Origin of the sequence: Nocardioides sp. Soil805, from assembly GCF_001429625.1 — a bacterium.
Lineage (GTDB): Bacteria > Actinomycetota > Actinomycetes > Propionibacteriales > Nocardioidaceae > Nocardioides.
The window spans coordinates 59,135-82,740 of record NZ_LMSU01000005.1; the positions used below are offsets into that span (position 1 = coordinate 59,135).

Annotated in this window: 22 protein-coding genes and 1 pseudogene; 10 read left to right on the forward strand and 13 right to left on the reverse strand. The window is 72.5% G+C overall.

What is annotated here, in order from left to right; genetic code table 11:
• The first annotated feature begins 53 nt into the window (after positions 1-53).
• Positions 54-914, forward strand: a complete 861-nt coding sequence (locus ASG94_RS18985; RefSeq protein ID WP_056928057.1) for a DUF3097 domain-containing protein — start codon at positions 54-56, stop codon at positions 912-914.
• 88 nt (positions 915-1,002) lie between these two features.
• Here the strand turns inward: ASG94_RS18985 and hemW are convergent, their stop codons facing one another.
• From hemW to ASG94_RS19015, 5 genes and pseudogenes are all read right to left on the reverse strand, one after another.
• A complete protein-coding gene (hemW, locus tag ASG94_RS18990) occupies positions 1,003-2,220 on the reverse strand; it encodes a radical SAM family heme chaperone HemW (RefSeq protein WP_056928058.1) in 1,218 nt (405 codons plus the stop codon).
• 118 nt (positions 2,221-2,338) lie between these two features.
• Positions 2,339-4,159, reverse strand: a complete 1,821-nt coding sequence (locus ASG94_RS18995) for an AMP-dependent synthetase/ligase (RefSeq protein ID WP_056928059.1) — start codon at positions 4,157-4,159, stop codon at positions 2,339-2,341.
• Between the two features lie 127 nt (positions 4,160-4,286).
• A complete protein-coding gene (locus tag ASG94_RS22480; protein WP_056928060.1) occupies positions 4,287-4,772 on the reverse strand; it encodes a hypothetical protein in 486 nt (161 codons plus the stop codon).
• Positions 4,773-5,055: 283 nt separating this feature from the next.
• Positions 5,056-5,490, reverse strand: a pseudogene (locus tag ASG94_RS22685) (NAD(P)/FAD-dependent oxidoreductase); the annotation flags it as partial.
• 108 nt (positions 5,491-5,598) lie between these two features.
• Entirely contained in the window at positions 5,599-6,528 is a 930-nt protein-coding gene (locus tag ASG94_RS19015; protein ID WP_056928063.1) for an aminoglycoside phosphotransferase family protein, read from the reverse strand.
• A 24-nt stretch (positions 6,529-6,552) separates the two neighbouring features.
• Here ASG94_RS19015 and argS point away from each other — a divergent pair, with 24 nt between their 5' ends.
• Positions 6,553-8,277 carry an arginine--tRNA ligase gene (gene argS, locus ASG94_RS19020; protein ID WP_056928064.1) on the forward strand — a complete coding sequence of 575 codons (1,725 nt, stop codon included), beginning with the start codon at positions 6,553-6,555 and terminating at the stop codon, positions 8,275-8,277.
• A 4-nt stretch (positions 8,278-8,281) separates the two neighbouring features.
• On the opposite strand, the gene ASG94_RS19025 is transcribed toward argS, so the two are convergent.
• A complete protein-coding gene (locus ASG94_RS19025; RefSeq protein ID WP_056928065.1) occupies positions 8,282-8,959 on the reverse strand; it encodes a GntR family transcriptional regulator in 678 nt (225 codons plus the stop codon).
• Between the two features lie 152 nt (positions 8,960-9,111).
• On the opposite strand from ASG94_RS19025, the gene ASG94_RS19030 reads away from it, so the two are divergent.
• From ASG94_RS19030 to ASG94_RS19050, 5 genes are read left to right on the forward strand one after another with little or no spacing between them, the layout of a single operon-like run.
• Complete coding sequence (locus ASG94_RS19030; RefSeq protein ID WP_056928066.1) at positions 9,112-10,317, forward strand: CaiB/BaiF CoA transferase family protein; 1,206 nt, start codon at positions 9,112-9,114, stop codon at positions 10,315-10,317.
• A gap of 43 nt (positions 10,318-10,360) precedes the next feature.
• Positions 10,361-12,439: a hydantoinase/oxoprolinase family protein gene (locus ASG94_RS19035; protein WP_056928067.1), complete on the forward strand. Its 2,079-nt coding sequence runs from the start codon at positions 10,361-10,363 to the stop codon at positions 12,437-12,439.
• 3 nt (positions 12,440-12,442) lie between these two features.
• Positions 12,443-14,314, forward strand: a complete 1,872-nt coding sequence (locus ASG94_RS19040; protein WP_056928068.1) for a hydantoinase B/oxoprolinase family protein — start codon at positions 12,443-12,445, stop codon at positions 14,312-14,314.
• A 6-nt stretch (positions 14,315-14,320) separates the two neighbouring features.
• Positions 14,321-14,968, forward strand: coding sequence for an isochorismatase family protein (locus ASG94_RS19045; RefSeq protein WP_200958198.1), 648 nt, complete (start codon positions 14,321-14,323; stop codon positions 14,966-14,968).
• Positions 14,965-15,882, forward strand: coding sequence for a hydroxymethylglutaryl-CoA lyase (locus tag ASG94_RS19050; RefSeq protein ID WP_200958199.1), 918 nt, complete (start codon positions 14,965-14,967; stop codon positions 15,880-15,882). Before ASG94_RS19045 ends, ASG94_RS19050 begins: the two co-directional genes overlap by 4 nt.
• On the opposite strand, the gene ASG94_RS19055 is transcribed toward ASG94_RS19050, so the two are convergent.
• The gene (locus tag ASG94_RS19055; protein WP_056928069.1) at positions 15,879-16,292 is read right to left on the reverse strand and encodes a MerR family transcriptional regulator; all 414 of its coding nucleotides are present in this window, start codon (positions 16,290-16,292) and stop codon (positions 15,879-15,881) included. The genes ASG94_RS19050 and ASG94_RS19055 overlap by 4 nt on opposite strands.
• Positions 16,293-16,346: 54 nt before the next feature.
• On the opposite strand from ASG94_RS19055, the gene ASG94_RS19060 reads away from it, so the two are divergent.
• Entirely contained in the window at positions 16,347-17,180 is an 834-nt protein-coding gene (locus tag ASG94_RS19060; RefSeq protein ID WP_056928070.1) for an NAD(P)/FAD-dependent oxidoreductase, read from the forward strand.
• A 33-nt stretch (positions 17,181-17,213) separates the two neighbouring features.
• Here ASG94_RS19060 and ASG94_RS19065 read toward each other — a convergent pair whose 3' ends face one another.
• Complete coding sequence (locus ASG94_RS19065; protein WP_056928071.1) at positions 17,214-17,612, reverse strand: PGPGW domain-containing protein; 399 nt, start codon at positions 17,610-17,612, stop codon at positions 17,214-17,216.
• Between the two features lie 115 nt (positions 17,613-17,727).
• Positions 17,728-18,561: a helix-turn-helix domain-containing protein gene (locus ASG94_RS19070; RefSeq protein WP_056928072.1), complete on the reverse strand. Its 834-nt coding sequence runs from the start codon at positions 18,559-18,561 to the stop codon at positions 17,728-17,730.
• 51 nt (positions 18,562-18,612) lie between these two features.
• Here ASG94_RS19070 and ASG94_RS19075 point away from each other — a divergent pair, with 51 nt between their 5' ends.
• The gene (locus tag ASG94_RS19075; protein ID WP_056928073.1) at positions 18,613-19,185 is read left to right on the forward strand and encodes a TIGR03086 family metal-binding protein; all 573 of its coding nucleotides are present in this window, start codon (positions 18,613-18,615) and stop codon (positions 19,183-19,185) included.
• Between the two features lie 10 nt (positions 19,186-19,195).
• On the opposite strand, the gene ASG94_RS19080 is transcribed toward ASG94_RS19075, so the two are convergent.
• A complete protein-coding gene (locus ASG94_RS19080) occupies positions 19,196-19,426 on the reverse strand; it encodes a hypothetical protein (RefSeq protein WP_156411713.1) in 231 nt (76 codons plus the stop codon).
• Positions 19,427-19,468: 42 nt separating this feature from the next.
• Here ASG94_RS19080 and ASG94_RS19085 point away from each other — a divergent pair, with 42 nt between their 5' ends.
• Positions 19,469-20,554 carry a DNA glycosylase AlkZ-like family protein gene (locus ASG94_RS19085; RefSeq protein ID WP_056928075.1) on the forward strand — a complete coding sequence of 362 codons (1,086 nt, stop codon included), beginning with the start codon at positions 19,469-19,471 and terminating at the stop codon, positions 20,552-20,554.
• Here ASG94_RS19085 and ASG94_RS19090 read toward each other — a convergent pair whose 3' ends face one another.
• The 3 genes from ASG94_RS19090 to ASG94_RS19100 are packed head-to-tail and all read right to left on the reverse strand — an operon-like array spanning position 20,555 to position 23,581.
• Complete coding sequence (locus tag ASG94_RS19090) at positions 20,555-21,082, reverse strand: HutD/Ves family protein (protein WP_056928076.1); 528 nt, start codon at positions 21,080-21,082, stop codon at positions 20,555-20,557.
• Entirely contained in the window at positions 21,082-22,989 is a 1,908-nt protein-coding gene (gene lepA, locus ASG94_RS19095) for a translation elongation factor 4 (RefSeq protein ID WP_056928077.1), read from the reverse strand. The genes ASG94_RS19090 and lepA overlap by 1 nt, the downstream gene beginning before the upstream one ends.
• A 58-nt stretch (positions 22,990-23,047) precedes the next feature.
• Complete coding sequence (locus ASG94_RS19100) at positions 23,048-23,581, reverse strand: GNAT family N-acetyltransferase (protein ID WP_056928173.1); 534 nt, start codon at positions 23,579-23,581, stop codon at positions 23,048-23,050.
• Between the last annotated feature and the right edge of the window lie 25 nt (positions 23,582-23,606).

Below are 23,606 nucleotides of genomic sequence, written 5' to 3' on the forward strand. Positions count from 1 at the left end.
CGCCGGCGGCGTGGCACCCCCACGCCGCCGCGCGATCGACCTAGCGTTGTCCGGTGCCTTCCCCCGCAGACCGCTACGGCTCCGACGTCCTCGCCACCGACTGGCGTGCCCCCAAGAACGGCCGCGCCACCGAGACCCCGGCCGACCTCGGCCAGGTCGTCGAGGAGGTCACCACCGACTGGTGCGGCGAGATCGTCGCCGTCGACCGGGACCTCGGCACCCTGACGCTGGAGGACCGCCGCGGCAAGCGGCGTACCTTCCCCCTCGGCCCCGGCTTCCTGCTCGAGGGCCGCCCCGTCGTGCTGGTCCCACCCGCCCGGGCCGGCGGTCCGGCGAAGCCGACCCGTACGGCGAGCGGGTCGGTCGCGGTCCACGGCGCCAAGGCGCGGGTCGCCCGCGCGAGCCGGATCTTCGTCGAGGGCCGCCACGACGCGGAGCTCGTCGAGAAGGTCTGGGGTGACGACCTGCGCATCGAGGGCGTTGTCGTGGAGTTCCTCGGCGGCGTCGACGACCTCGCCGACCACCTGCGCGACTTCAAGCCGGGGCCGCAGCGCCGCGTCGGGGTGCTCGTCGACCACCTGGTCCGCGGGTCCAAGGAGAGCCGCATCGCCGCCAACATCGCCAAGTCCGAGGTCGGCAAGCACGTGCTGATCGTCGGCCACCCCTTCATCGACGTGTGGCAGGCGGTCAAGCCGCAACGCCTCGGCTTCGAGCGCTGGCCCGACGTGCCCCGCTCCATCGACTGGAAGACCGGCACCTGCCAGCAGCTCGGCTGGCCGCACCGCAACCAGACCGACATCGCGATGGCCTGGAAGCACATCCTCGGCGGGGTCCGCGGCTTCGAGGACCTCGACCCCGCACTGCTCGGCCGGGTCGAGGAGCTCATCGACTTCGTGACCGCGCCGGGCTCCTGACCGGCCCCGTCTTCGGGTAGTCCGTGACGAAGGGCCCCCGGAACGGCCGGACCGAGGGTCCGATCGTCACGGACTACGCCGGAGAGGGTCAGGCGGTCAGGGCGCGGACCACGGCGTCGGCGAGCAGCCGCCCGCGGCGGGTGAGCACGAGCCGCTCGGTGTGCAGCTCGACCAGGCCCTCCTCCACCAGCCGGGCGACCTCGGCCCGTCCGGCCCGGCCCAGGGCGAGCACCGGCAGCCCCTCGCGGAGCCGGATCTCGAGCAGGATCCGCTCGAAGCGGCGGTCGGCCTCGGTGAGCACCTCCCGGCCGTGGGCCGGGCTGTGGCCGGCGGCCAGCCGGTCGGCGTACGCTGCGGGGTGCTTGACGTTCCACCACCGAACGCCGCCGACGTGGGAGTGGGCGCCGGGACCGGCTCCCCACCAGTGGCCGCCGGTCCAGTAGAGCATGTTGTGGCGGCACCGGCTCTGCGGCCGGCGGGCCCAGTTGGAGACCTCGTACCACTCGAGCCCGGCGGCGGTGAGCCGCTCGTCGGCGAGGAGGTACTTGTCGGCGGCGTCGTCCTCGTCGGGCATCGGGAGCTCGCCGCGCCGGACGCGGCGGGCCAGCGCGGTGCCCTCCTCCACGATGAGCGAGTAGGCCGACACGTGGTCGGGCTCGCAGGCCAGCGCGGCGTCCAGGCTGGTCTCCCAGTCGGCCAGGGACTCCCCCGGCGTGCCGTAGATCAGGTCGAGGCTGACCTCGTCGAAGCCCGCGGTCCGGGCCCACTGCACGGCGGCGGGCACCCGCATCGGGTCGTGGGTGCGGTCCAGGACCGCGAGCACGTGGTCGACGGCGGACTGCATGCCGAAGCTGATCCGGTTGAAGCCGGCCGAGCGCAGCTCCTCCAGGTCCCACGCCGCGACGCTGTCGGGGTTGGCCTCGGTGGTGATCTCCACGTCGTCGGCGAGGCCGAACTCCGCGGCCGCGCTGGCGATGACGGCGCCGAGGTCGGCGGGCCGCAGCAGCGTCGGCGTACCCCCGCCGAAGAAGATCGTCTCGATCTTGACGTCGCGGTGGCCGAGCACCCGGCGGGCGAGGCGGATCTCGTCGATCACGGCTCCGGCGTACGTCGAGCGGGAGGCGCCGGGGGCGTCGCCCAGCTCCTCGGCGGTGTAGGTGTTGAAGTCGCAGTAGCCGCAGCGCACGGTGCAGAAGGGCACGTGGACGTAGAGCCCGAAGGGCCGCTGGCCGAACTCGGCCCAGGCATCGTCGGGGATCGAGCCGTCCAGCGGCGCGGGGGCACCGACGGGCTGCGCAGGGGACACGCCGTCATCTTGTCACCACCGCGGCCGCGGCGTCCGGCGGGACCTCGTGGGGCGCCGGACGCAGGACGGGTGCCGGTGGTCTCCCACCGGCACCCGTCCGTCTCGCGCTCGTCGCCCGTCAGGCGTACATGCGCTCGATCGTGTCCTTGTAGTTGCCCTCCACGACGTTGCGCTTGACCTTCATCGAGGGGGTGAGCTCACCGGACTCGACGGTGAGGTCGTGGTCGAGGAGCTCCCACTTCTTGATCGTCTCCCAGCGGTTGAGGCGGGTGTTGAGCTCGTCGACGTAGCCGCCGACCATCTGCTTGACCTTCTCGCTGCGGACGATGTCGGTGTAGGAGGCACCCTCCATGTCGTTCTCGGCCGCCCAGCCCGCCATGGCGTCGGGGTCGAGCGTGACCAGGGCGACGACGTAGTTGCGCTCGTCACCGAAGACCATGAACTGGCTGGCGTAGGGGCAGATGGCCTTGAACTTCGACTCGATCGCCGGCGGGGCGATGTACTTGCCACCGGAGGTCTTGAAGAGCTCCTTGATGCGCCCGGTGATGGTGAGGTAGCCGTCGGCGTCCAGCGAGCCCTTGTCGCCGGTGTGCAGCCACCCGTCGGCGTCGAGCGCCTTCGCCGTCTCCTCGGGCAGGTTGTGGTAGCCCTCCATGACGTGCGGGCCGCGCAGCAGCACCTCGTCGCCGTCGCCGATCCGGACCTCGGCGCCGGGCAGCGCCCGACCCACGGTGCCGATGCGGTTGTCGTCCGGGTGGTTGACCGTGGCTCCTGCGGAGTTCTCCGTCATCCCGTAGCCCTCGAGGATCACGATGCCCGCGGCGTTGAACCACTCGGCGATCTCCCGGTTGAGCGCGGCCGCGCCCGAGATGAAGAAGCGCACCCGTCCACCGAAGCGCTCGCGGACCTTGCTGAAGACCAGCTTGTCGAACAGGCCGTGCTGGAGCTTGAGGGGCAGCGGGACCGACTTGCCCTCGCGCTTGAGCTGCTCGACCTTGAGGCCGACCTCGAAGGCCTTGTGGAAGATCTTCTCCTTGGCGCCACCCTCGGCCGCCTGCATGGTCTGGATGCGGCCGTAGGCCTTCTCGAAGATGCGCGGCGCGGCGCCCATGAAGGTCGGCTTCACCGTCGCGCAGTTGTCGACGATCTTGTCGACGCGACCGTCGACCGCGGACGCGAAGCCGCAGGCAAGCTGGGCCGACAGCAGCACCTTGCCGAACGAGTGGGCCATCGGCAGCCACAGGAACTGCAGGTCGCTCTCGTCGAGGATGTTCTGCACCTGGATCGCCGCGCCCTCGAAGACCCACGCCCGGTGGCGCAGCCGCACGCCCTTGGGACGCCCGGTCGTGCCGGAGGTGTAGATCAGGGTCGCGAGCTGGTCGGGCCCGATCGCCGCGGCCTTCTCGGCGATGACGCCGGGGTGCTCGGCGAGGTAGCTGGCGCCCAGGGCGGCCAGGTCGTCGAGGGAGATGACCCAGTCGCCGTCGGTCGCGCCGTCGAAGGTGATCACCTTGGCCAGGTGCGGCAGCTCGTTCTTGCGCTCGCGCAGCTTGGCGACCTGCTCGTCGTCCTCGGCGAACACGAAGCGGGACTCGGAGTCGCTGAGGATGTACGCCGTGTCCTCGGCGTTGGTGCTCGGGTAGACCGTGGTCGTGGCGCCCGCGGCGCACATCACGGCCAGGTCGGCGAGGATCCACTCGTACCGCGTGCTCGAGGCGATGCCCACCCGCTGCTCGGACTCGAGCCCGAGCGAGAGCAGGCCGGCAGCGAGTGCCTCGACCCGGTCCCCGGCCTGCTTCCAGGTGATGGACTCCCACGCGTCGCCCTTCGGGTAGCGGAAGGCCTCGCTGGAGGGTGACTTCTCGACACGGTCGAGGAACAGGACCGCCACGTTGGGCTTGAGGTTGTCGACGAACGTCTCGTCGTACTGGATGGGCATGGGACTCCCTGGCTCATTCGGGTGCGGGCTGACGCTGCTTGGGGAGTAACCTAGATCACGTGGTTACGCGGCGGTAGCAAACTCGCGGACTGGTCGCTCCCACCCCTACGGGTCGGGCCGGAGCGGCTCACGGCAGCTGGGTGTAGCCGTTGCGCATCTTCCACAGGAAGTACTTCTCGAAGCCCAGCTTCATCAGGTGGGCCTGCGGTCCCGGGATGAGCATCCCGTGCTTGCGCGGCGGCAGCATCTTGTCCGCGAGGATGACGACGCCGTTGTTGCCCGCGTCCATCACGCACACCGCCGGGATGTCGCCGAACTCCTTGTGCTCCTTGGGCTCCTCCCCCCGGACCTGCGCGGCGATGTTCTTCGCCGCCACGTGGGCCTGCGTCTCGGTCGGGTAGCCGGTCTTGGGGATCCCCACCGGGGTGGGCGTCTGCCACGGCACCTCGACGGCCGCGGCGACGCCGACGGCGTACACGTCGTCGTACTCCTCGGACTGGTAGGTGTCGCGGACCCGGACGTAGCCCTTGGCGTCGACGAGGTCCGGGCTGCCGGTGAGGAACTCCTGGCCGAGGAACGGCGGCACCACCATGCCGAACGAGAAGGGGAGCACCTCGCCGTCGCCGAGGACCAGCGCCCCGTCGTCGATGTGGTCGATCGGCGTCGCCAGCCGGGTCTGGATGCCCTCCTTTCTTCAAGAACATGCCGAGCAGCGCCTCCCCGTGCGGGAGCCCGCCGATCCCGAAGTGGCCCAGGAACGGCTCGGCACTGACGTAGGTGAGCGTGACGTCCTTGTGCGGCCCGGCCTTGCGCAGCTGGTGCGAGGTGTTGAAGAGGAACTCGTACGCCGCGCCGAAGCAGCCGGCGCCCTGGGTGGCGGCGACGACCACGTCGCCCGGGTTGTCGAGGAACTTCTGCCACGCCAGCGCGGTCCGCTCGGCCTCGGCGAGGGTGGTGATCGTGTGTGCGTTCTCGGTGAACCCCGGTACGACGTCGTCCTGGTTGCGGTAGCCGGTGGCGATGACGAGGTGGTCGTAGCCGAGGACCTGGCCGTCGTCGAGGGTGACGAGGCGGGTCAGCGCGTCGATGCCGGTCGCGGCGGCCTGCACGAACTCGACGCCGTGCTCCTCCAGGGTCGGCACCACGTCGAAGGTGATGTCCTCGCGGTGCCGCTTGCCGAACGGCAGCCAGATGAGGCTCGGCGTGAACAGGAACGACCGGTCGGGGCTGACCACGGTGACGTCGACGTCGCCGTGCAGCTCGTGCCGGACCGCCAACGCGGCCGTGAGACCGGCGAAGTTGGTGCCGAGGACGAGGACCTTTGCGCGCATGCTGTACCTCCGGGTGGGACGACCTGCTTCCTTGCTACCCGCCCGGCGGGGCCGGGAGCAGGGCAGATGTGCCCCGCAGCGCGCGCCGAGGGTCCCGGCTGCCGACCGCTAGCCCTGGACGGCCTTCGCGACGGCGATGCACCGGGTGATCCACTCCCGCTCCTCGGGGTCGAGGTCGCGGCCGGCGCGCTCGGCGTCCTGCACGGACCAGTGGGCGTTGAGCACCATCCGCAGCACGACCCAGTCTCGGGCCCGGTCCTCGTCGAGCCCGGCCGCGTCCACCACGGCGTGGAAACGACGGCGCACGCCGTCGCGCACCGACTGCCCGCCGAGCGACAGCTCGTCCCAGCGGTTCCACAGCAGCGGCGCCGGCTCGTAGTGGGGGTCGCCGTCCATCGGCTTGGGGTCGATCGCCAGCCACGGCTCGCGGTCCGCGGCGAGCACGTTGGCGTAGTGGAGGTCGCCGTGGACCAGGGTGCCGGTGCTCGCCTCGTCGCCCACCAGGTCACGGGCGAGGGACAGCGCCTGCTCGACGAGGCGGCGCGGGACGGGTGCGTTGCGTGGCATCGTGGCGAGTGCGGCGGCCCACCGCTCGACGTACGACGTGAGCGGGCGCAGCTGCGGGAGGGCGGGGACGTGGAGCCGCGGGTAGAGGCCGGCCACCACCTCGCACGCCTCGACGTCCCACAGCGCGCCGAGGTCCTCGGTGTGCAGGCGCTCGAGGAGCAGCGCACGCCGGTGCGGGTCGGCGCGCAGCAGCTCGACCGCGCCGTCGCCGTGCCAGCGTTGCAGCGCGACGCCCTCGTGCAGGGACTCGTCGTCGCCGTCGAAGGCCACCTTGAGCACCGCGGGTCGTCCCCCGGCCGTGCGGACCGGCTGGGCGAGCGAGGCGTAGCCGTGCATCGGCGGCCCGTCGAGCGCGAGCTGCCACTCCTCGACGACGTCGGCGGCGAGCCGGGGCAGGCGGTCCAGCCAGGTCGTCCAGTCGGGCCCGAGCCGCCGCTGCGCGTCCAGACCGGGAGGAATGTGGAGCGGCATGCCCGCAACCCTAGGGTTGGGCGCATGGCCGACCCCCGTGACGTCCTCTCCCCCGCCCTCTCCGCCGCGATCGCGCGCGCCCTGGGGCCGGACTTCGAGGGGACCGACCCGGTGCTGCGTCCCAGCCAGTACGCCGACGTGCAGGCCAACGCCGCGCTCGCGCTGGCCAAGCGGGTCGGCGCCAACCCGCGCGAGGTCGCCACCCGCGTGGTCGCGGAGCTGGGCGACCTGCCGGCCGCCGTGGAGATCAGCGGCCCGGGGTTCCTCAACCTCACCTACGACGACGCGTGGGTCACCTCCCTGCTCGGTGACCTCGCCGCGGACCCGCGGCTCGGGGTGCCGGTCCAGGAGACGCAGGTCGTGCCGATCGACTACAGCGCCCCCAACGTCGCCAAGGAGATGCACGTCGGCCACCTGCGCACCACGGTGGTCGGCGACGCGCTGGCCCGCACGCTGGAGCACCTCGGCCACCGGGTCGTGCGGCAGAACCACATCGGCGACTGGGGCACCCCGTTCGGCATGCTCATCGAGCACCTGCTGGCCGTCGGCGAGAACTCCGAGGAGGCGCTGCTCCTGGAGAGCGACCCCAACGCGTTCTACCAGGCGGCGCGGGCGCAGTTCGACGGCGACGAGGCGTTCGCGACGCGCGCCCGGGCCCGGGTGGTGGCCCTGCAGGCCGGCGACGAGGAGACCCTGCGGCTGTGGACCGAGCTGGTCGGGCTGTCGCGCCACTACTTCAACCGGATCTACAGCACCCTCGGCGTGACCCTCACCGACGACGACCTGGCGGGCGAGTCGACGTACAACGACGACCTGGCCGGGATCTGCGACGAGCTCGAGGCCAAGGGCCTGGCGACGATCAGCGACGGCGCACTGTGCGTCTTCCTCGACGGCTACACCGGGCGCGAGGGCAAGCCGCAGCCGCTCATCATCCGCAAGTCCGACGGCGGCTACGGCTACGCGACGACCGACCTCGCGACCATCCGGCACCGGGTCGAGCGACTCGGTGCGGACCGCTGCCTCTACGTCATCGGGGCGCCGCAGGCGCTGCACCTGGAGATGGTGTGGAAGACCGCCCGCCTGGCCGGCTGGCTGCCCGACCACGTCGAGGTCGTGCACGTGAAGATCGGCAACGTGCTGGGCGAGGACCGCAAGATCCTCCGGACGCGCTCCGGGGCGCCGCTGCGGCTGATGGCGCTGCTCGAGGAGGCGCAGGCCAACGCCCGCCGCGAGGTGGACGCGAGCCGCCCCGAGCTGCCCGAGGAGACGCGCGCGGCCATCGCGCCCGTGGTCGGGATCGGTGCCGTGAAGTACGCCGACCTGTCGGTCGCCCACGACTCGGAGTACGTCTTCGACCTCGACCGGATGCTCGCCTTCGTCGGCAACACCGGCCCCTACCTCCAGTACGCCACCGCACGGATCCACTCGATCTTCCGCTCCGCGGGCGAGCCGCCGTCGTACGACGCCCCGATCACCCTCGGCGAGCCGGCGGAGCGCGCGCTCGCCCTGCGGCTGCTGTCCTTCGGCACCGTGGTCGCCGAGGTGGGCGACAGCCTGGAGCCGCACCGGCTCTGCACCTACCTCTTCGACCTGGCGCAGGACTTCTCGGGGTTCTACGAGCACTGCCCGGTGCTCAAGGCGGCCACCCCCGAGCTGCGCGCGTCGCGCCTCTCGCTGGCCGCACTGACGCTGGCCGTGCTGTCGCGGGGACTCGACCTGCTCGGGATCGAGACGCCTCCCCAGATGTGACGCGTCAGGAGCCCGGCGGGCTGTCGCCGTGCTCCTCCCGCAGGCTGACCCACGCCGCACGCACGTGCGAGCGCATCACCGACTCGGCCCACTGGGCATCGCCCGCACGGAGCGCGTCCACGATCTCGTGGTGGTGGGCCAGGCTGCGCTGCATCGCCTCGCGTGAGTAGTGGGAGAAGGTCCGCCACACCAGCGGCACCTCGACCACGGACGACACCAGGCCGACGAGGCGGCCGTTGCCCGACGCCTCGAGGACCGCGCGGTGGAAGCGGTTGTTGAGCTCGGTGATGGCGTCGAGGTCGGGAGGATCGCGCCGTGCCTCGGCGTCCATCCGGTCCGCGAGCTCGTCGAGCAGGACGAGGTCGGCGAGGCCGGTGGCCGCGGCGAGACCGCACCCCCAGGGCTCGAGCTGCGAGCGCAGGCTGAAGATCTCGTCGAGGTCGTCGACCCCCCAGTCCTCGACCTGGACGCCGCGGTTGGGCTCGTGCCGGACGAGGCCCTCCGCCGCCAGCCGGCGCAGGGCCTCGCGCACCGGCGTACGGCTGACCCCGATGACCGCCGCGAGGTCGCCCTCGCGCAGCCACTCACCGCCCGCCCGCTCGCCACTCAGGATCTGTCGGCGGATGGTCAGGTAGGTGACCTCGGCGGCCTTGCCGACGTCGGAGCCCGCGTCCTGGGTCATGGTCGCGAAGATAGCAGCGCCGGCATCCCCAGATTGTATGCAATTGATGGGACACCCATTGACGATCGTCCGCTCGTCTGGCTAGCGTCCGTGGAACACCCGGTGACCTGGCTCACATCAGAGGGCCGGTCTGCATACGAAAGGGCGTTCCGTTGTCGACGACCCCTCCCCTGCCCCTGGACGACCTGCGCGTCGTCGAGCTGGGCCAGCTCCTGGCCGGACCGTTCTGCGGCCAGCTCCTCGGGGACTTCGGGGCCCAGGTCATCAAGGTCGAGGACCCCGTCCACGGCGACCCGATGCGCCAGTGGGGCCGCGAGAAGCCCTACGGCCAGTCGCTGTGGTGGCCGGTGGTCGCCCGCAACAAGCAGTCGGTCACCGCCGACCTGCGCACCGAGCGCGGCCAGGACCTCGTCCGCCGCCTGGTCGCCGACGCCGACGTCCTCATCGAGAACTTCCGTCCCGGCACCCTCGAGCGGTGGGGCCTGGCCCCCGAGACGCTGTGGGAGACCAACCCCGGCCTCGTCGTCACCCGGGTCACCGGCTTCGGCCAGACCGGGCCGTACGCCGCCCGCGCCGGCTACGGCTCGATCGGCGAGGCGATGGGTGGCATCCGCTACGTGACCGGCGACCCGGACCGGCCCCCGGCCCGCGCCGGGGTCTCCCTCGGCGACTCGCTCGCGGCGACCTTCGCGTGCCTCGGCACGCTGGTGGCCCTCCACCAGCGCGGGCGCACCGGTCGCGGGCAGGTCGTCGACTCCGCGATCTACGAGGCCGTCCTGTCCCTCATGGAGTCGCTGGTGCCCGAGTGGCAGGTGGCGGGCTACCAGCGCGAGCGCACCGGCACCACCCTGCCCAACGTCTCGCCGAGCAACGTCTACCCCACCGCCGACGGCGAGATGGTCCTGATCGCGGCCAACCAGGACACCGTGTTCCGACGGCTGGCCGAAGTCATGGGGCAACCCGGGCTCGCCACCCACGAGCACTACGCGACCCACGGCGCCCGCGGGAAGTACATGGAGGAGCTCGACGGGCTCATCGCCGGGTGGAGCACGACGGTGGGGGCCGACGAGCTCCTGGAGCGCCTGCACGCCGGCGGCGTCCCCGCGGGTCGCATCTTCCGCGCCAAGGACATGCTGGCCGACGAGCACTTCGCCGCCCGCGAGGCCATCGTCCGCCTCGCCCACCCGGACCTGGGCGAGTTCGCGATGCACAACGTCGCCCCCAAGCTCTCGGAGAGCCCCGGATCGGTCCGGCACGTCGGACCGGCGCTGGGCGAGCACAACGACGCCGTCTACCGCGGCCTGCTGGGGCTGGGTGACGACGAGCTGTCGTCCCTGCGCGCCGACGGCGTCATCTGACCACAGCACCGCGACCACAGCACCGACCACGAGGAGAGCACCCATGACCTACCGGCTCGGAGTCGACGTGGGCGGCACGTTCACCGACATCCTGCTCATCGACGAGGACACCGGCGCGACGTACCGCGCCAAGACCTCCTCCACGCCCGAGGACCAGTCCGTGGGGGTGCTCCGCGGCATCGACCAGGCCTGCACGGCCGCCGGCATCGAGCGGACCGCGGTCGGCGACGTCTTCCACGGGACCACCGTGGCGACCAACGCGATCCTCGAGGGCAAGGGCGCCCGGGTCGGGCTGGTCACGACCCACGGCTTCCGCCAGGTGCTGCAGATCGCCCGGTCGTTCGTCCCCGGCGGCCTGGCGGGCTGGATCATCTGGCCCAAGCCGGAGCCGCTCGCAGCACTCGAGGACACCGTCGAGGTCCGCGGCCGGATCGGCAGCGACGGCGCCGTGGTCGCCGAGCTGGACGAGGACGACGTCCGCGCGCAGCTGCGCGCGCTGGCCGGACGCGGCATCGAGGCCCTGAGCATCAGCCTCATCAACTCCTACGCCAACCCCGCGCACGAGCAGCGGGTCGGCGAGATCGCCGCGGAGGAGCTGCCCGGGCTCGCGGTGTCGCTGTCCTCCTCGGTGCTGCCCGAGCTGCGGGAGTACGAGCGGACCATCACCACCGTCGCCAACGCCGCGGTGCAGCCGCAGGTGAAGCGCTACGTCGCGAACCTCGAGGGCCAGCTGCGCGACTCCGGGGTCACCGGCTCCCTTTCCATCCTGCGCAGCGACGGCGGCCTGGTCTCCGCCGCCGTGGCCTCCGACAACCCCGTCAACCTGCTGCTGTCCGGTCCGGCCGGCGGGGTCACCGGGGCGGCCTGGGTGGCCGCGCAGACCGGCCACCGGGACTTCCTCACCTTCGACATGGGCGGCACGTCGACCGACGTGGCGCTCGTCGAGGACCTCACCCCCCGCATCGGTCGCGAGACCACCGTCGGCGACCTCAAGGTCCGCGCGACCTCGGTCGACGTCCGCACGGTGGGCGCCGGCGGGGGGTCGATCGCGCACGTCCCGCCGCTCACGCAGGCGCTGCGGGTCGGACCGCAGTCGGCGGGCGCCGCCCCCGGCCCCGCGGCGTACGCCGCCGGCGGGACGGAGCCGACGGTGACCGACGCCAACGTGGTGCTCGGCCACCTGCCGAGCGCGCTGGCCGGCGGCGAGGTCACCCTGGACCCCGACGCGGCCCGCGCCGCGGTGAAGTCCATCGCCGACGCCACCGGGCTGGACTCGGTCGAGGCGGCCGCTGCCGGGATCATCGACATCGTCAACGAGAACATGTTCGGCGCCCTGCGGCTGGTCTCGGTGCAGCAGGGCTTCGACCCCCGCGACTTCGCCCTCGTGGCCTTCGGCGGCGCCGGTCCGCTGCACGCCAACGCGCTGGGGAGGCTGACCGGCTCCTGGCCGGTGATCATCCCGCCGTCGCCCGGCGTGCTCTGCGCGTACGGCGACGCGACGACCAGCCTGCGCGACGAGGCGGTGCGCACGCTCGTACGACGCTTCTCCGAGCTGACCGACGACGGGCTGCGCGCCATCCTGGACGACCTGGCGGCGTCGGCGCGCGGGACGCTCACCGCGGAGGGGGTGCCCGAGGACGACCTCGTGGTGACCTACTCGGCCGACCTGCGCTACCACGGCCAGGGCTTCGAGATCCCCGTGACGCTCGACATCGACGCCTTCGACGGCCAGGGCGGTGGGCTCGCCGCGCTCGGCAAGGCCTTCGACACCGACCACGACCGGTTGTTCTCCTTCGTCCTCGATGCCGAGCACGAGCTGGTGACGCTGCGCGCCACCGCCGACGCCCCCCGCCCGGAGGTGGGAGCCGTCGAGCTCGAGCAGGGCGGCCCCGACCCGGCGGCCGCCCGCCTCCAGACGCACCAGATCTGGTCCGACGGCGGTCTCGTCGACGCGGACGTCTACGACCGGTCCCTGCTGCGGGCGGGCAACGTGGTCGTCGGGCCGGCCGTGATCACCGAGATGGACTCGACGACCCTCGTGCTGCGCGACCACGCCGCCACCGTCCATCCCAGCGGCAGCCTCCTCATCCGACCCGTCGACCAGCAGAGCCAGGAGGGCTGAGCCATGGCACGCCTGATCGAGACCAACACCACCCCCCTGCAGCGCGTGGAGGTCGACCTCGTCACCCTCGACCTCGTCGAAAACGCGCTGCGCAACGCCCGGTTCGAGATGGACGAGGTGCTCTTCCGCACCGCGCTCTCGCCGGGCATCCGCGAGCAGCACGACGAGTTCCCGCTCATCGCCAACCGCGACGGGAAGATGATGGTGGGGCAGTTCGGGCTGTCCATCCCCGACTTCCTCGACAACTTCGACGGCACCATCGAGGAGGGCGACGTCCTGCTGACGTCCGACCCCTACTCGTGCGGAGCGGCGATCAGCCACGCCAACGACTGGCTGGTCGTGATGCCGATCTTCTTCGAGGGCCGCATCGTCGGCTGGTCCTCGATGTTCGGCCACATGTCGGACGTCGGCGGCAAGTCGCCGGCGTCGATGCCGACCGACGCGCGCACCATCTTCGAGGAGGGCGTCGTCATCCCGCCCTTCCGGCTCTACAAGGCGGGGGTCCTCGACGACGACGCACTGCGGATCATCCTCAACCAGGTCCGCAAGCCCGACTGGAACCGTGCGGACCTCAACGGGATCGTGGCGGCGTGCCGCACCGCGGCCCGCCGGGTGCAGGAGCTGTGCGCCCGCTTCGGCGTCGACACCTACGACTCCGCCCTCGAGGCGCTGCTCGACCGCAACTACCGGGCCATGAAGACCCTGCTCGCGATGGTGTTCGAGGAGGGGAAGACCCTGTCGTTCACCGACTACATCTGCGACGACGGCCTCGGCTACGGCCCCTACGAGCTCAAGCTGAGCCTCACCCGCACCGGCGACAAGGTGCTGCTCGACTTCACCGGGAGCAGCCCACAGGCGCAGGGGCCGATCAACTACTACATCAACGAGAACCTGGTCCGGATGTTCTTCGGGATCTACATGATCACCGTGGCGGACCCGCAGATCCTGTGGAACGACGGCTTCTACCCGCTCGTCGACGTGGAGATCCCCGACGACTCGTTCTGGAAGCCGCAGTACCCCGCCGCGCTGAACGCCCGCAACCACGGCATCGGCCGGGTCTTCGACCTCTTCGGCGGCCTGCTCGGCCAGACCAACCCCGACCTGCTCAACGCCGCCGGCTTCTCCTCCTCGCCGCACTTCATGTTCTCCGGCACCTACGGAGAGGGCGACCGCAAGGGCGAGTGGTTCCAGCTGTACTCGATCGGCTTCGGCGGCATCCCGGGCCGGCCCATCGGGGACGGTCCGGACGGCCACTCGCTGTGGCCCTCCTTCGTCAACATCCCCTGCGAGTACCTCGAGTCCTACTACCCGTTGCGCATCGAGCGCTGGGAGACGGTGGCCGACACCGGTGGCGCGGGGGTGCACCGCGGCGGCAACGGCGTCGACGTGGCCTACCGCTTCCTGGAGGCCGGCACGATCGCCATCCACGACGACCGCTGGCTCACCTACCCGTGGGGGGTCAACGGCGGCGAGCCCGGCGCTCGCGGACGCAAGTGGCTCGAGCGGGCCGACGGCACGACGGAGGTCCTGGGCAGCAAGGTGCACGACGTACCGGTGGCGCGGGGCGACCTGCTGCACTTCGTGACGTGGGGTGGCGGCGGCTGGGGCGACCCGCTCGCCCGGGACCCCGAGCTGGTCGGCCTCGAGGTCCGGCGCGGGCTGGTGAGCGCCGAGGGCGCCCGACGGTACGGCGTGGTCTGCGACGACACGGGCACCGTCGACACCGGCGCCACCGAGTCGCTCCGCACCGAGCTGGGTGAGGGGCGCCCGCAGCCGCTGCCGACCTTCGACATGGGACCGCCGCTCGAGACGATCCTCGAGCGCTGCCTCGAGGAGACCGGCCTGCCCGCCCCGCAACCACCGATCCCCCGGTGACCCGTCGTGGCTGACGACCTCTCCCTGTCCCGGCCGGACGAGCCCTTCGGGGGCTCGCTCCGCCCGGGGACCACGCCCGTGGTCCTGGCCGTCGACATGATGCGCGCCTACTTCGACCCCTCCAGCGCGCTGTGCCTGCCCGACGACGCCTGCCTGCGGTCCGCCTCCCGGGTGCTCGCACGGGCCCGTGAGCACGGTGTCCCCGTGGTGCACACCCGCGTCCGCTACGGGGCCGAGGGGGTGGACGGAGGCGTGTTCTTCCGCAAGGTGCCCGCCCTGCAGGAGCTCGTCGGGGACGGGCCGATGGGCGAGCTGATGTCCCCGGTGGCCCCGGTCGGCGACGAGCTGGTGGTCGTCAAGCAGTACGCCAGCGCGTTCTTCGGCACCTCGCTCGCCTCCACCCTGCACGCCCGCGGCGTGGACACGGTCGTCGTGGTGGGGGTGAGCACCAGCGGCTGCATCCGGGCCAGCGCCGTCGACGCGATCCAGCACGGCTTCGTGCCCCTGGTGGTGGCGGACGCCGTCGGGGACCGGGAGCCCGGCCCCCACGAGTCGAACCTCCATGACCTGCGCACCAAGTACGCCGAGGTGGTCGACGAGGCGACGGCGCTCGACTACCTCGCCGACCCGCGCGGACCGTGGGGCCCCCGGTGACGGCGCCGATGACGGCACCGGCCGCGGTGTCCATCCTCGAGGTCGCGCCGCGGGACGGCCTGCAGAACGAGCAGACGATCCTCTCCACCGACGACAAGGTCGAGCTGGTCGCGCGCGCGGTGCGGGCCGGGGCCCGTCGCATCGAGGTGACCAGCTTCGTCAACCCGGCGCGCGTCCCCCAGATGGCCGACGCCGACGAGGTGATGGCCGCCCTCCCCCGCCCGGAGGGGGTCAGCTACGCCGGCCTCGTGATGAACGACCGCGGCCTCGACCGGGCCCTGGCCGCCGGGGTCGACGAGGTCGACGTCGTCGTCGTGGCGACCGACACCTTCTGCCTGCGCAACCAGGGCGTGCCCACCGCCGAGGCGTGCCTGCGGGCCGCCGCGCTGGTCGGTCGGGCCCGCGAGGCCGGGGTCCTCACCACCGTGACGATCGGGGCCGCCTTCGGCTGCCCCTTCGAGGGCGAGGTGGCCGAGGAGCGGCTCCGCGAGGTGCTGCTCCGCGTCGTGGACGCCGGCCCCGACGAGCTGGCGCTGGCCGACACGATCGGGGTCGCCGTGCCGAGCGAGGTCACGACCCGGCTCGGCCACGCCGCCGCGGTGGCAGGTCCCGACGTACCCCTGCGCCTGCACCTGCACGACACCCGGCACACCGGCGTCGCGAACGCCGTGGCGGCGCACGCGGCCGGGGTCCGGACCCTCGACGCGAGCATCGGCGGCACGGGTGGGTGCCCCTTCGCCCCCAACGCGACCGGCAACGTGGCCACCGAGGACCTCGTCTACCTCTTCGACCGGATGGGCGTCAGCACCGGGGTCGACCTGGCCACCACGACCGCGACCACGCGCTGGCTGGAGGAGCGGCTGGGCAAGCGCCTGCCCGGCGCCCTCCTGCGGGCCGGCGGCTTCCCGGGCTAGCCCTCGTCGAAGGCCGCCATCAGGTCGGCGAGGTGCGACTGGAAGCGCGGGCAGGCACTGATGTCGTGCGCCTGGCAGCGGTAGGCGTGCTCGGTCATCGCCCGCGAGATCCGCATCTGCTCCATCCGGCGGTCGAGGTCGTCGAGGTGGGCCTGGAGCACGGCGTGCCGCTCGGGTGCCCCCGCGTCGAGCAGCACCGCGATCTGGTCGAGGGTCATCCCGGCGTCCTTGTTGCGCTGGATCGTGGCGACCCGGGCGATGTCGTCGCGGACGTAGCGACGCCGACCCGCGGTGTCGCGTGCGGGCTCCAGCAGCCCCACCGACTCCCAGTGCCGCAGCACGTTGGTGGGGAGTCCGAAGCGCTCGGCGACCTCCCCGACGGACCAGGTGCGACCACGGCTTGACTTCATGCCGACATGAAGTCACAGGCTGGTCCCACCTGACAAGCCCACGTGGAGGAAGACATGTACGACGCGCTCGTGATCGGCGGTGGCCCGGCGGGCCTCCAGGCCGCCCTGACCCTCGGCCGGATGCACCGGCCCACCCTGCTGCTCGACTCCGGGGCCTACCGCAACGGCCCGGTCGACGCCATGCACAACATCGTCACCAACGACGGCCGGGACCCCGCGGAGTTCCGCTCGATCGTCCGCGGCGAGCTCGCGGCGTACGACGACGTCGAGGTCCGCGACCTCGCCGCGACCGCCGTCGGTCGCCTCGGTGACGGCACGTTCGAGGCCACCCTGGCCGACGGGTCGGTCGTCGCGTCGCGCACCGTGGTGCTGGCCACCGGGCTGCGCGACGTGGTGCCGGACGTGCCCGGCTTCGCCGAGCAGTGGGGCCGGACGATCCACTCGTGCCCGTTCTGCCACGGCCACGAGCTCAGCGGACGGCGGGTCGCCATCCAGGACTCCCCCGCCGCAGGGCACCACGTCGTGATGCTCACCCCGATCGCCGGCTCGGTCGAGGTGGTCGCGCCGGTCACCGGCGTCGAGACGACCGCGGAGGGACTGCGCGTGACGTCCGGCTCGGACTCGGTCGTCGTGGACGGGCTCTTCGCGCACCTGGCTTGGGAGCAGGCGGCGCCCTTCGCCGCCCAGCTCGGGCTGGAGATGCGCGAGAGCGGCTGCATCGCCGTCAACCTGTTCGGCCAGACCAGCGTGCCCGGCGTGTACGCCGCCGGCGACCTCGCGCACGTCGCGGACCTGCCGATGCCGATGCCCTCGGTGCTGGCCGCGGCGTACGCCGGGCAGCTGGCCGGGTCGTCGGTGCTGCGCGACCTGGTGATGCCGGTCGGCTGAGCCGCGCAGACGGCTCGTCGGGGTCTGCGGGCGTCAGACGAGCGCCGTGCCGACGTACGTCGTGAACGCCGCGGTGATCCCGGTCGTCGCGACGAGGAGGCCGACCGCCATCGCCGCTCCGAGGGCGCGACGAGCCGTCGAGGAGTCCTTCGGGACCACTGCTCGCCGTCCCCTGTCGAGCACGCGACCGCAGGAGCCCAGGACGCGCCGGGCCCAGTCGTACTCCAGGGCCAGGAGGCCCCCACCGAGCGCCATCACCACCAGGCCCGGCCCCGGGAGCACCAGCATGGCCACCCCCGCCACGACCAGGAGCGGGCCGAGGACGCTCACCCCGATCTTGACCACGACGGCACGGACGGGCCCCCGGTGCGCCCAGGCCTCGACGCGGGTGAGGACCTCGAGGGCTCGAGGGGTGAGCGGTGTGCTGTGCATGGGTTCTCCCTGCTGGTGCCGGCCTCCAGTGTGGGTGCTCCGGCTGAGGGCACCCTGAGGACGGATCCGGCCCCGGCCCCGTGCCGGGCGGTGTCGTCACCGCGCCGCCGACGCCTCAGGGCCTCGGCTGGTCGCCCAGGTACTCCCCCGGCGTCATGCCGGTGACGGTCCGGAAGTCGTGGGTGAAGTGCGCCTGGTCGGCGTACCCGAGCCGCGCCGCCATGTCGGCGAGGGACACCTCGCCCCGCTTGAGGCCCTCGACGGCGTCGTGCAGGCGCCGTCGTTGGATGAGCCACTTGGGACTCATCCCGACCCGCTGCTCGACCAGGCGCTGCAGGCTCCGTTCGGAGAGACCGACGTGCTCGGCGAGCTCGGCCACGCGGGTGACCTCGGGGTGGTCGCGCAGCCAGGCCACGACCTCGTTGATGAGCAGGCCCGGCTCGTCGACCGGGACGTACGCCGCCAGCTGCCGCTCCACCGCGGCGATCGCGGCCGCGTGGGCGGCCGGGTCGCGGGGGTCGGCGGCCATCGCCGTCCTGATCTCCTCGACCAGGACGTCCGCGTCGAGCGACGCGACCTCCGCCAGGTCCAGGTGGGTGTCGGTGACCGTGGCGACCGACCGGCCCAGCAGGAGGCGACCCGCGGCCGGGGTGAACATGGTGCCGACCGCCCAGCCGTCGCCCTCCAGGGTGACGCTCGACCGACCGCGCACCACGCCGTACAGGCGGGCGTAGGTGTTGCTGACGACCACGAGGCACACCGGGTGCTGGAGGGTGCTCTGCGTGGACGGCTCGAGCAGCGACCAGACGGGGATCCAGTAGCGCTCGACGAGGTCGGCGAGGTGGGCCGACGGCGCGTAGCGGTGGATGGGCGGCGAGGGCCGGGTGACGCCGGTGAGGTGGGCGCGGTCGACCGGGTCGACGGGTCGCGGACTCCCGGGCTTGCGCATGTGTCGGATTATCACAAGAGCCTCCGACACCGGCGGTGCGAACGTGGGGCCATGACCCAGACACAGCACCCCACCGCACAGCTCTTCCTCGATCGTGCCGAGCGCTTCGGCGCCATCCTCGACGCCGCCGACGGACGGTGGGACGCGCCCACCCCCTGCGCCGGATGGACGGTGCGCGACGTGGCCGAGCACGCCATCACCACCGAGCGGGACTTCGCCGCCACACACGACCTCGACGTCGGGCCCTCGCCCGACCTCGCCGACCTGCCCGGCGCCTGGCGCTCCCACGTCGCGGCGGTCGCCGCCGTCCTGGACCGCGACGGAGTCGCGGAGCGTGAGTACGACGGCTACTTCGGGCGCACGACGATCGCAGACACCATGGCCGACTTCTACGGCTGGGACCTCGTCCTCCACGGGTCCGACATCGCCCGCGCCACCGGGCAGGAGTGGTCGGTCACCGAGGAGGAGGCCGCCGCCCTGCACGCCACCGCCGACGGCTGGGGCGACGCGCTCTACTCCGAGGGCGTGTGCGCGCCGGCCGTGCCCGTGCCCGACGACGCGTCCGCCACCGACCGCCTGCTCGCCCGGCTCGGCCGGGACCCGCAGTGGCGTCCGGCCACCTGACCGGGCACGGTCACGCGTCGCGGTCGAGCGCCCGCCAGCGCTTCTCGAGCGCCCACAGGAGGGCGACGGCGCCGACCGCGAGGGCCCCCACGATGACCGCGAGGCCGCCGAACCGGCCCCGCTCCCCCGGCTCGGACGTCGCCGCGAGGAGGACGAGCACCACGGTCGCCAGCACGAGGACCAGGCCCAGCCCCAGGCTGTAGGCACGCATCCAGGGCCGGGGACGGGCTTCGCGGGTCATGGGTCCATTCATATCCGTTCCGGACGTCACTAGCGTGGCGCCGTGACCTACACGTGGGAGGACCTGGCCGGACGGGCGCTGGGCCGCCAGCTCCCGGAGCGACCGGCGGACGTCGCCGGGATGATCGAGGCCGTCGGTCCGGTCCAGTCCCAGACGGCGCGGTCGCCCTTCCTCGGCCTCGCCGCCCGCTTCCCCGGCGTGACCCGCGAGGCCGTCAGCGCGGCGTACGAGACCGGCGCGGTCGTGCGCGGCAGCACGATCCGCGGCACCGTCCACACCGCCACGCCCGAGCAGTACGCCGCGCTGGGTGCGGCGACGCGGATCGGCCAGCGCACCGCCTGGCAGCGCCTGCTCCGGCTCGAGCGGAGCACCCTGGAGGACCTGTGGGCCGACGTCGAGGGGTTCGCCACCGCGTGGCGCACCGTAGACGAGCTGCAGGCGCACCTCCGCCAGTGGCTGCTCGACCACGAGGGGCGCGACGAGACCACCGGGAGCCAGGGAGGCCGCTACCTGGCCTTCGGCCACGGCGGCCTGGTCCGTCGCCCGGCCAACGGGGACTGGGCCGGTCAGGGCGCACCGGTCTACCGCACCCTGCGACCGACCGTCCCCGCGACCCCGGCCGACGCCGTGCGGATGCACCTGCGCTGCCACGGGCCGGCGTCGCGCCACGACCTGGCCTGGTGGTCCGGGCTGGGCCTGCGGGTCGTCGACGAGGTCCTGGACGGCCTCGGTCTCGTCGGTGAGGCGGGACCCGACGGGCGGACGTACCTCGACCTGCCGGACCCGCCGGCGCCCCGGACCCTCGCCGACGTACGCCTGCTGCCGGAGTTCGACGCGCTGATGTGCGGCTACGACCCGCCCGCCCGTGATCGCTTCGCCGAGCCGGCGCACCTGCGTCGCCTCTGGGGCGGCGCCAACGGCCTGGTGCTGCCGCCGCTGCTCGTCGACGGCCGCATCACCGGCTACTGGCGCGCCACCGGTTCCGCCAAGCGCCGACCGCTGGAGGTCGTCTGGTTCGCCGGCACCCGCCGGCCGCGGAAGGCCGAGCTCGACGCGCCGGTCGGGGCGCTCGAGGCGGGCCTGGGCATCACGGTCACCGGGGTGGGCGTGACCCGCGAGCGGGCCTAGTCAGGTCCGGCGACGCTGGAGCGTGAGGACGGCGAGCGTGCAGCGACCGGACACCTCACCGGGTCCCACGACCAGGTCGCACACCGCCGCCCCGACCTCGCCGGCCAGCGCCCGGCCCTGGAGCACCAGCGCGGCCTGGTCGTCGGCGATCGGGAGGGCCGAGCTGCGCCCGAGCTCGAGGACGGTCACGAAGGCGTCGACGGCCGGGTCGGCGATGACGTTGAGCACGCGCACCGGCCCCTCGGGCACCGAGGCGCCGACCTCGGCGGCACCGTCGAACGCGAACGGGCGACGCGGCTCGACCACCTGCTCGACGCCGTCGACCACGAGGGCGAGAACCGGCCCGTCGACGACGGTGAGCAGCCGGTGCCGGCCCGGGAAGGGCGAGAACGGTCCGTCGCCGACGACGTCGGCCAGGCTCACCCGCCATGCGCCGTCGTCGGCGCGCAGCAGCTCGCGCGTCGTACCCCCGCCGTTGGCCCACGGCTGCGGTGCGACGTCGGCGGAGCGGACGATGCGAGCGACCACTACTTCTTCGTCTTCTCCGTCGGCTGCGTGGTGGAGAGCGCCGCCACGAAGGCCTCCGGCGGGACCTCGACGGTGCCGATGTTCTTCATCCGCTTCTTGCCCGCCTTCTGCTTCTCCAGCAGCTTGCGCTTGCGGGTGATGTCGCCGCCGTAGCACTTGGCGAGCACGTCCTTGCGGATCGCGCGGATGTTCTCCCGGGCGATGACGCGCGCGCCGATGGCCGCCTGGATCGGCACCTCGAACTGCTGGCGCGGGATCAGGTCCTTGAGCTTGCCGGCCATCATCACGCCATAGGCGTACGCCGCGTCACGGTGCACGATCGCGGAGAACGCGTCGACGGGCTCGCCCTGGAGGAGGACGTCGACCTTGACCAGGTCGGCGGCCTGCTCGCCGGAGCGCTCGTAGTCGAGCGAGGCGTAGCCCTTGGTGCGCGACTTGAGCTGGTCGAAGAAGTCGAAGACGATCTCGCCCATCGGCAGCGTGTAGCGCATCTCGACGCGGTCCTCGGAGAGGTAGTCCATCCCCTGCAGGCTTCCCCGCTTGGTCTGGCACAGCTCCATGATCGTGCCGATGTAGTCGCTGGGGCTGAGGATCGTGGCCTTGACGACCGGCTCGCGGACCTCGGCGATCTTGCCCTCGGGGTACTCGCTGGGGTTGGTCACCACCTGCTCGGTGCCGTCCTCCATGAGCACCTCGTAGACCACGTTGGGGGCGGTCGAGATGAGGTCGAGGTTGAACTCGCGCTCGAGGCGGTCGCGGGTGATCTCCATGTGCAGCAGGCCCAGGAAGCCGATGCGGAAGCCGAAGCCGAGCGCGCCCGAGGTCTCCGGCTCGAAGGTGAGGGCCGCGTCGTTGAGCTGGAGGCGCTCGAGCGCGTCGCGCAGCGTCGGGTAGTCGTCGCCGTCGATCGGGTAGAGGCCCGAGTAGACCATCGGGTTGGGGTGCTTGTAGCCGCCCAGCGCGTCGGTCGCCCCGTGGTGCTGGCTGGTGACCGTGTCGCCGACCCGTGACTGGCGCACGTCCTTCACGCCGGTGATGAGGTAGCCCACCTCGCCGACGCCGAGGTCGCCGGCCTTGACCGGCTCGGGGCTGATGACGCCCACCTCGAGCATCTCGTGCACGGCGCCGGTCGACATCATCTTGATCCGGTCGCGGTGGGTGAGCTTGCCGTCGACTACCCGGACGTAGGTGACCACGCCGCGGTAGGTGTCGTAGACGGAGTCGAAGATGAGCGCCCGGGCGGGGGCGTCGGCGTCGCCGACGGGGGCCGGGGTCTGGAGGACGATCTCGTTGAGCAGGCCGGCCACACCGACGCCGGTCTTGGCGCTGACGCGCAGCACGTCCTCGGGCTCGCAGCCGACCAGGCCGGCCAGCTCCGCGGCGTACTTGTCGACCATCGCGCCGGGCAGGTCGATCTTGTTGAGCACCGGGATGATGTGCAGGTCCGCGCCCATGGCGAGGTAGAGGTTGGCCAGCGTCTGCGCCTCGATGCCCTGGGCGGCGTCCACGAGCAGGATCGCGGCCTCGCACGCCTCGAGGGAGCGCGACACCTCGTAGGTGAAGTCGACGTGGCCGGGGGTGTCGATCATGTTGAGCACGTAGGTGCCCGGCTCGGCGCCCTCGTCGTTGTCGACCGGCACGGTCCAGGGCATCCGGACGGCCTGGCTCTTGATGGTGATGCCGCGCTCGCGCTCGATGTCCATGCGGTCGAGGTACTGCGCCCGGGCGGCCCGCTCGTCGACGACGCCGGTCAGCTGCAGCATCCGGTCGGCCAGCGTGGACTTGCCGTGGTCGATGTGGGCGATGATGCAGAAGTTGCGGATGATCGCCGGATCGGTCTGGCCCGGCTGGGGCGCGTTCTTGAGGGACACGGGCGACTTTCTGCAGCGGTACGTCGGGACGGTCATTGTTCCACGCTGGGCGGCGTCGTCACGAACCGCGAGCACAGCCCTGCACCCGCCCTCCTCAGGTCGTGGGCACCCAGTAGCGCAGCTTGATCCCCCGACGGTCCTCCAGCACCCCGCCGGCCGCCTGGATCACCTTGGCCGACGCGACGTTGTCCTCGTCGCACGTCAGGAGCGCGGACTCGATGCCGAGGGCCCGGGCGTGCGGGAGCACCTCGCGCAGCATCGTCGTCGCGTGCCCGCGGCGCCGGGCGGACGGGCGCACCTCGTAGCCGATGTGGCCGCCGAACTCGCGCAGCCACTCGGTGAGCTCGTGGCGCACCGAGATGCGGCCGAGGTACTCCTCGCCCTCCACCAGCCACCACGTGCTCTGCGGGACGTGGCCCGTCGGCCGGTCGGAGCCGGGGAGCGCGTCGGCGTCGAGGTAGGCCACGAAGGCGGCGAACCCCTCCTCGGTGTGCCAGCGCTCGGAGAACAGGTCCATCCACCGCTTGAGCATCGATCCCTCGCCGGTGCGCCCCTCGGCGACCAGCTCCTCGACGGCCTCGAGGAAGGACCGGCGTACGACGGGGGTGGGGGTGACGAGGTCGGGCATGTCGCCCATCCAACCCCGCCCCGCG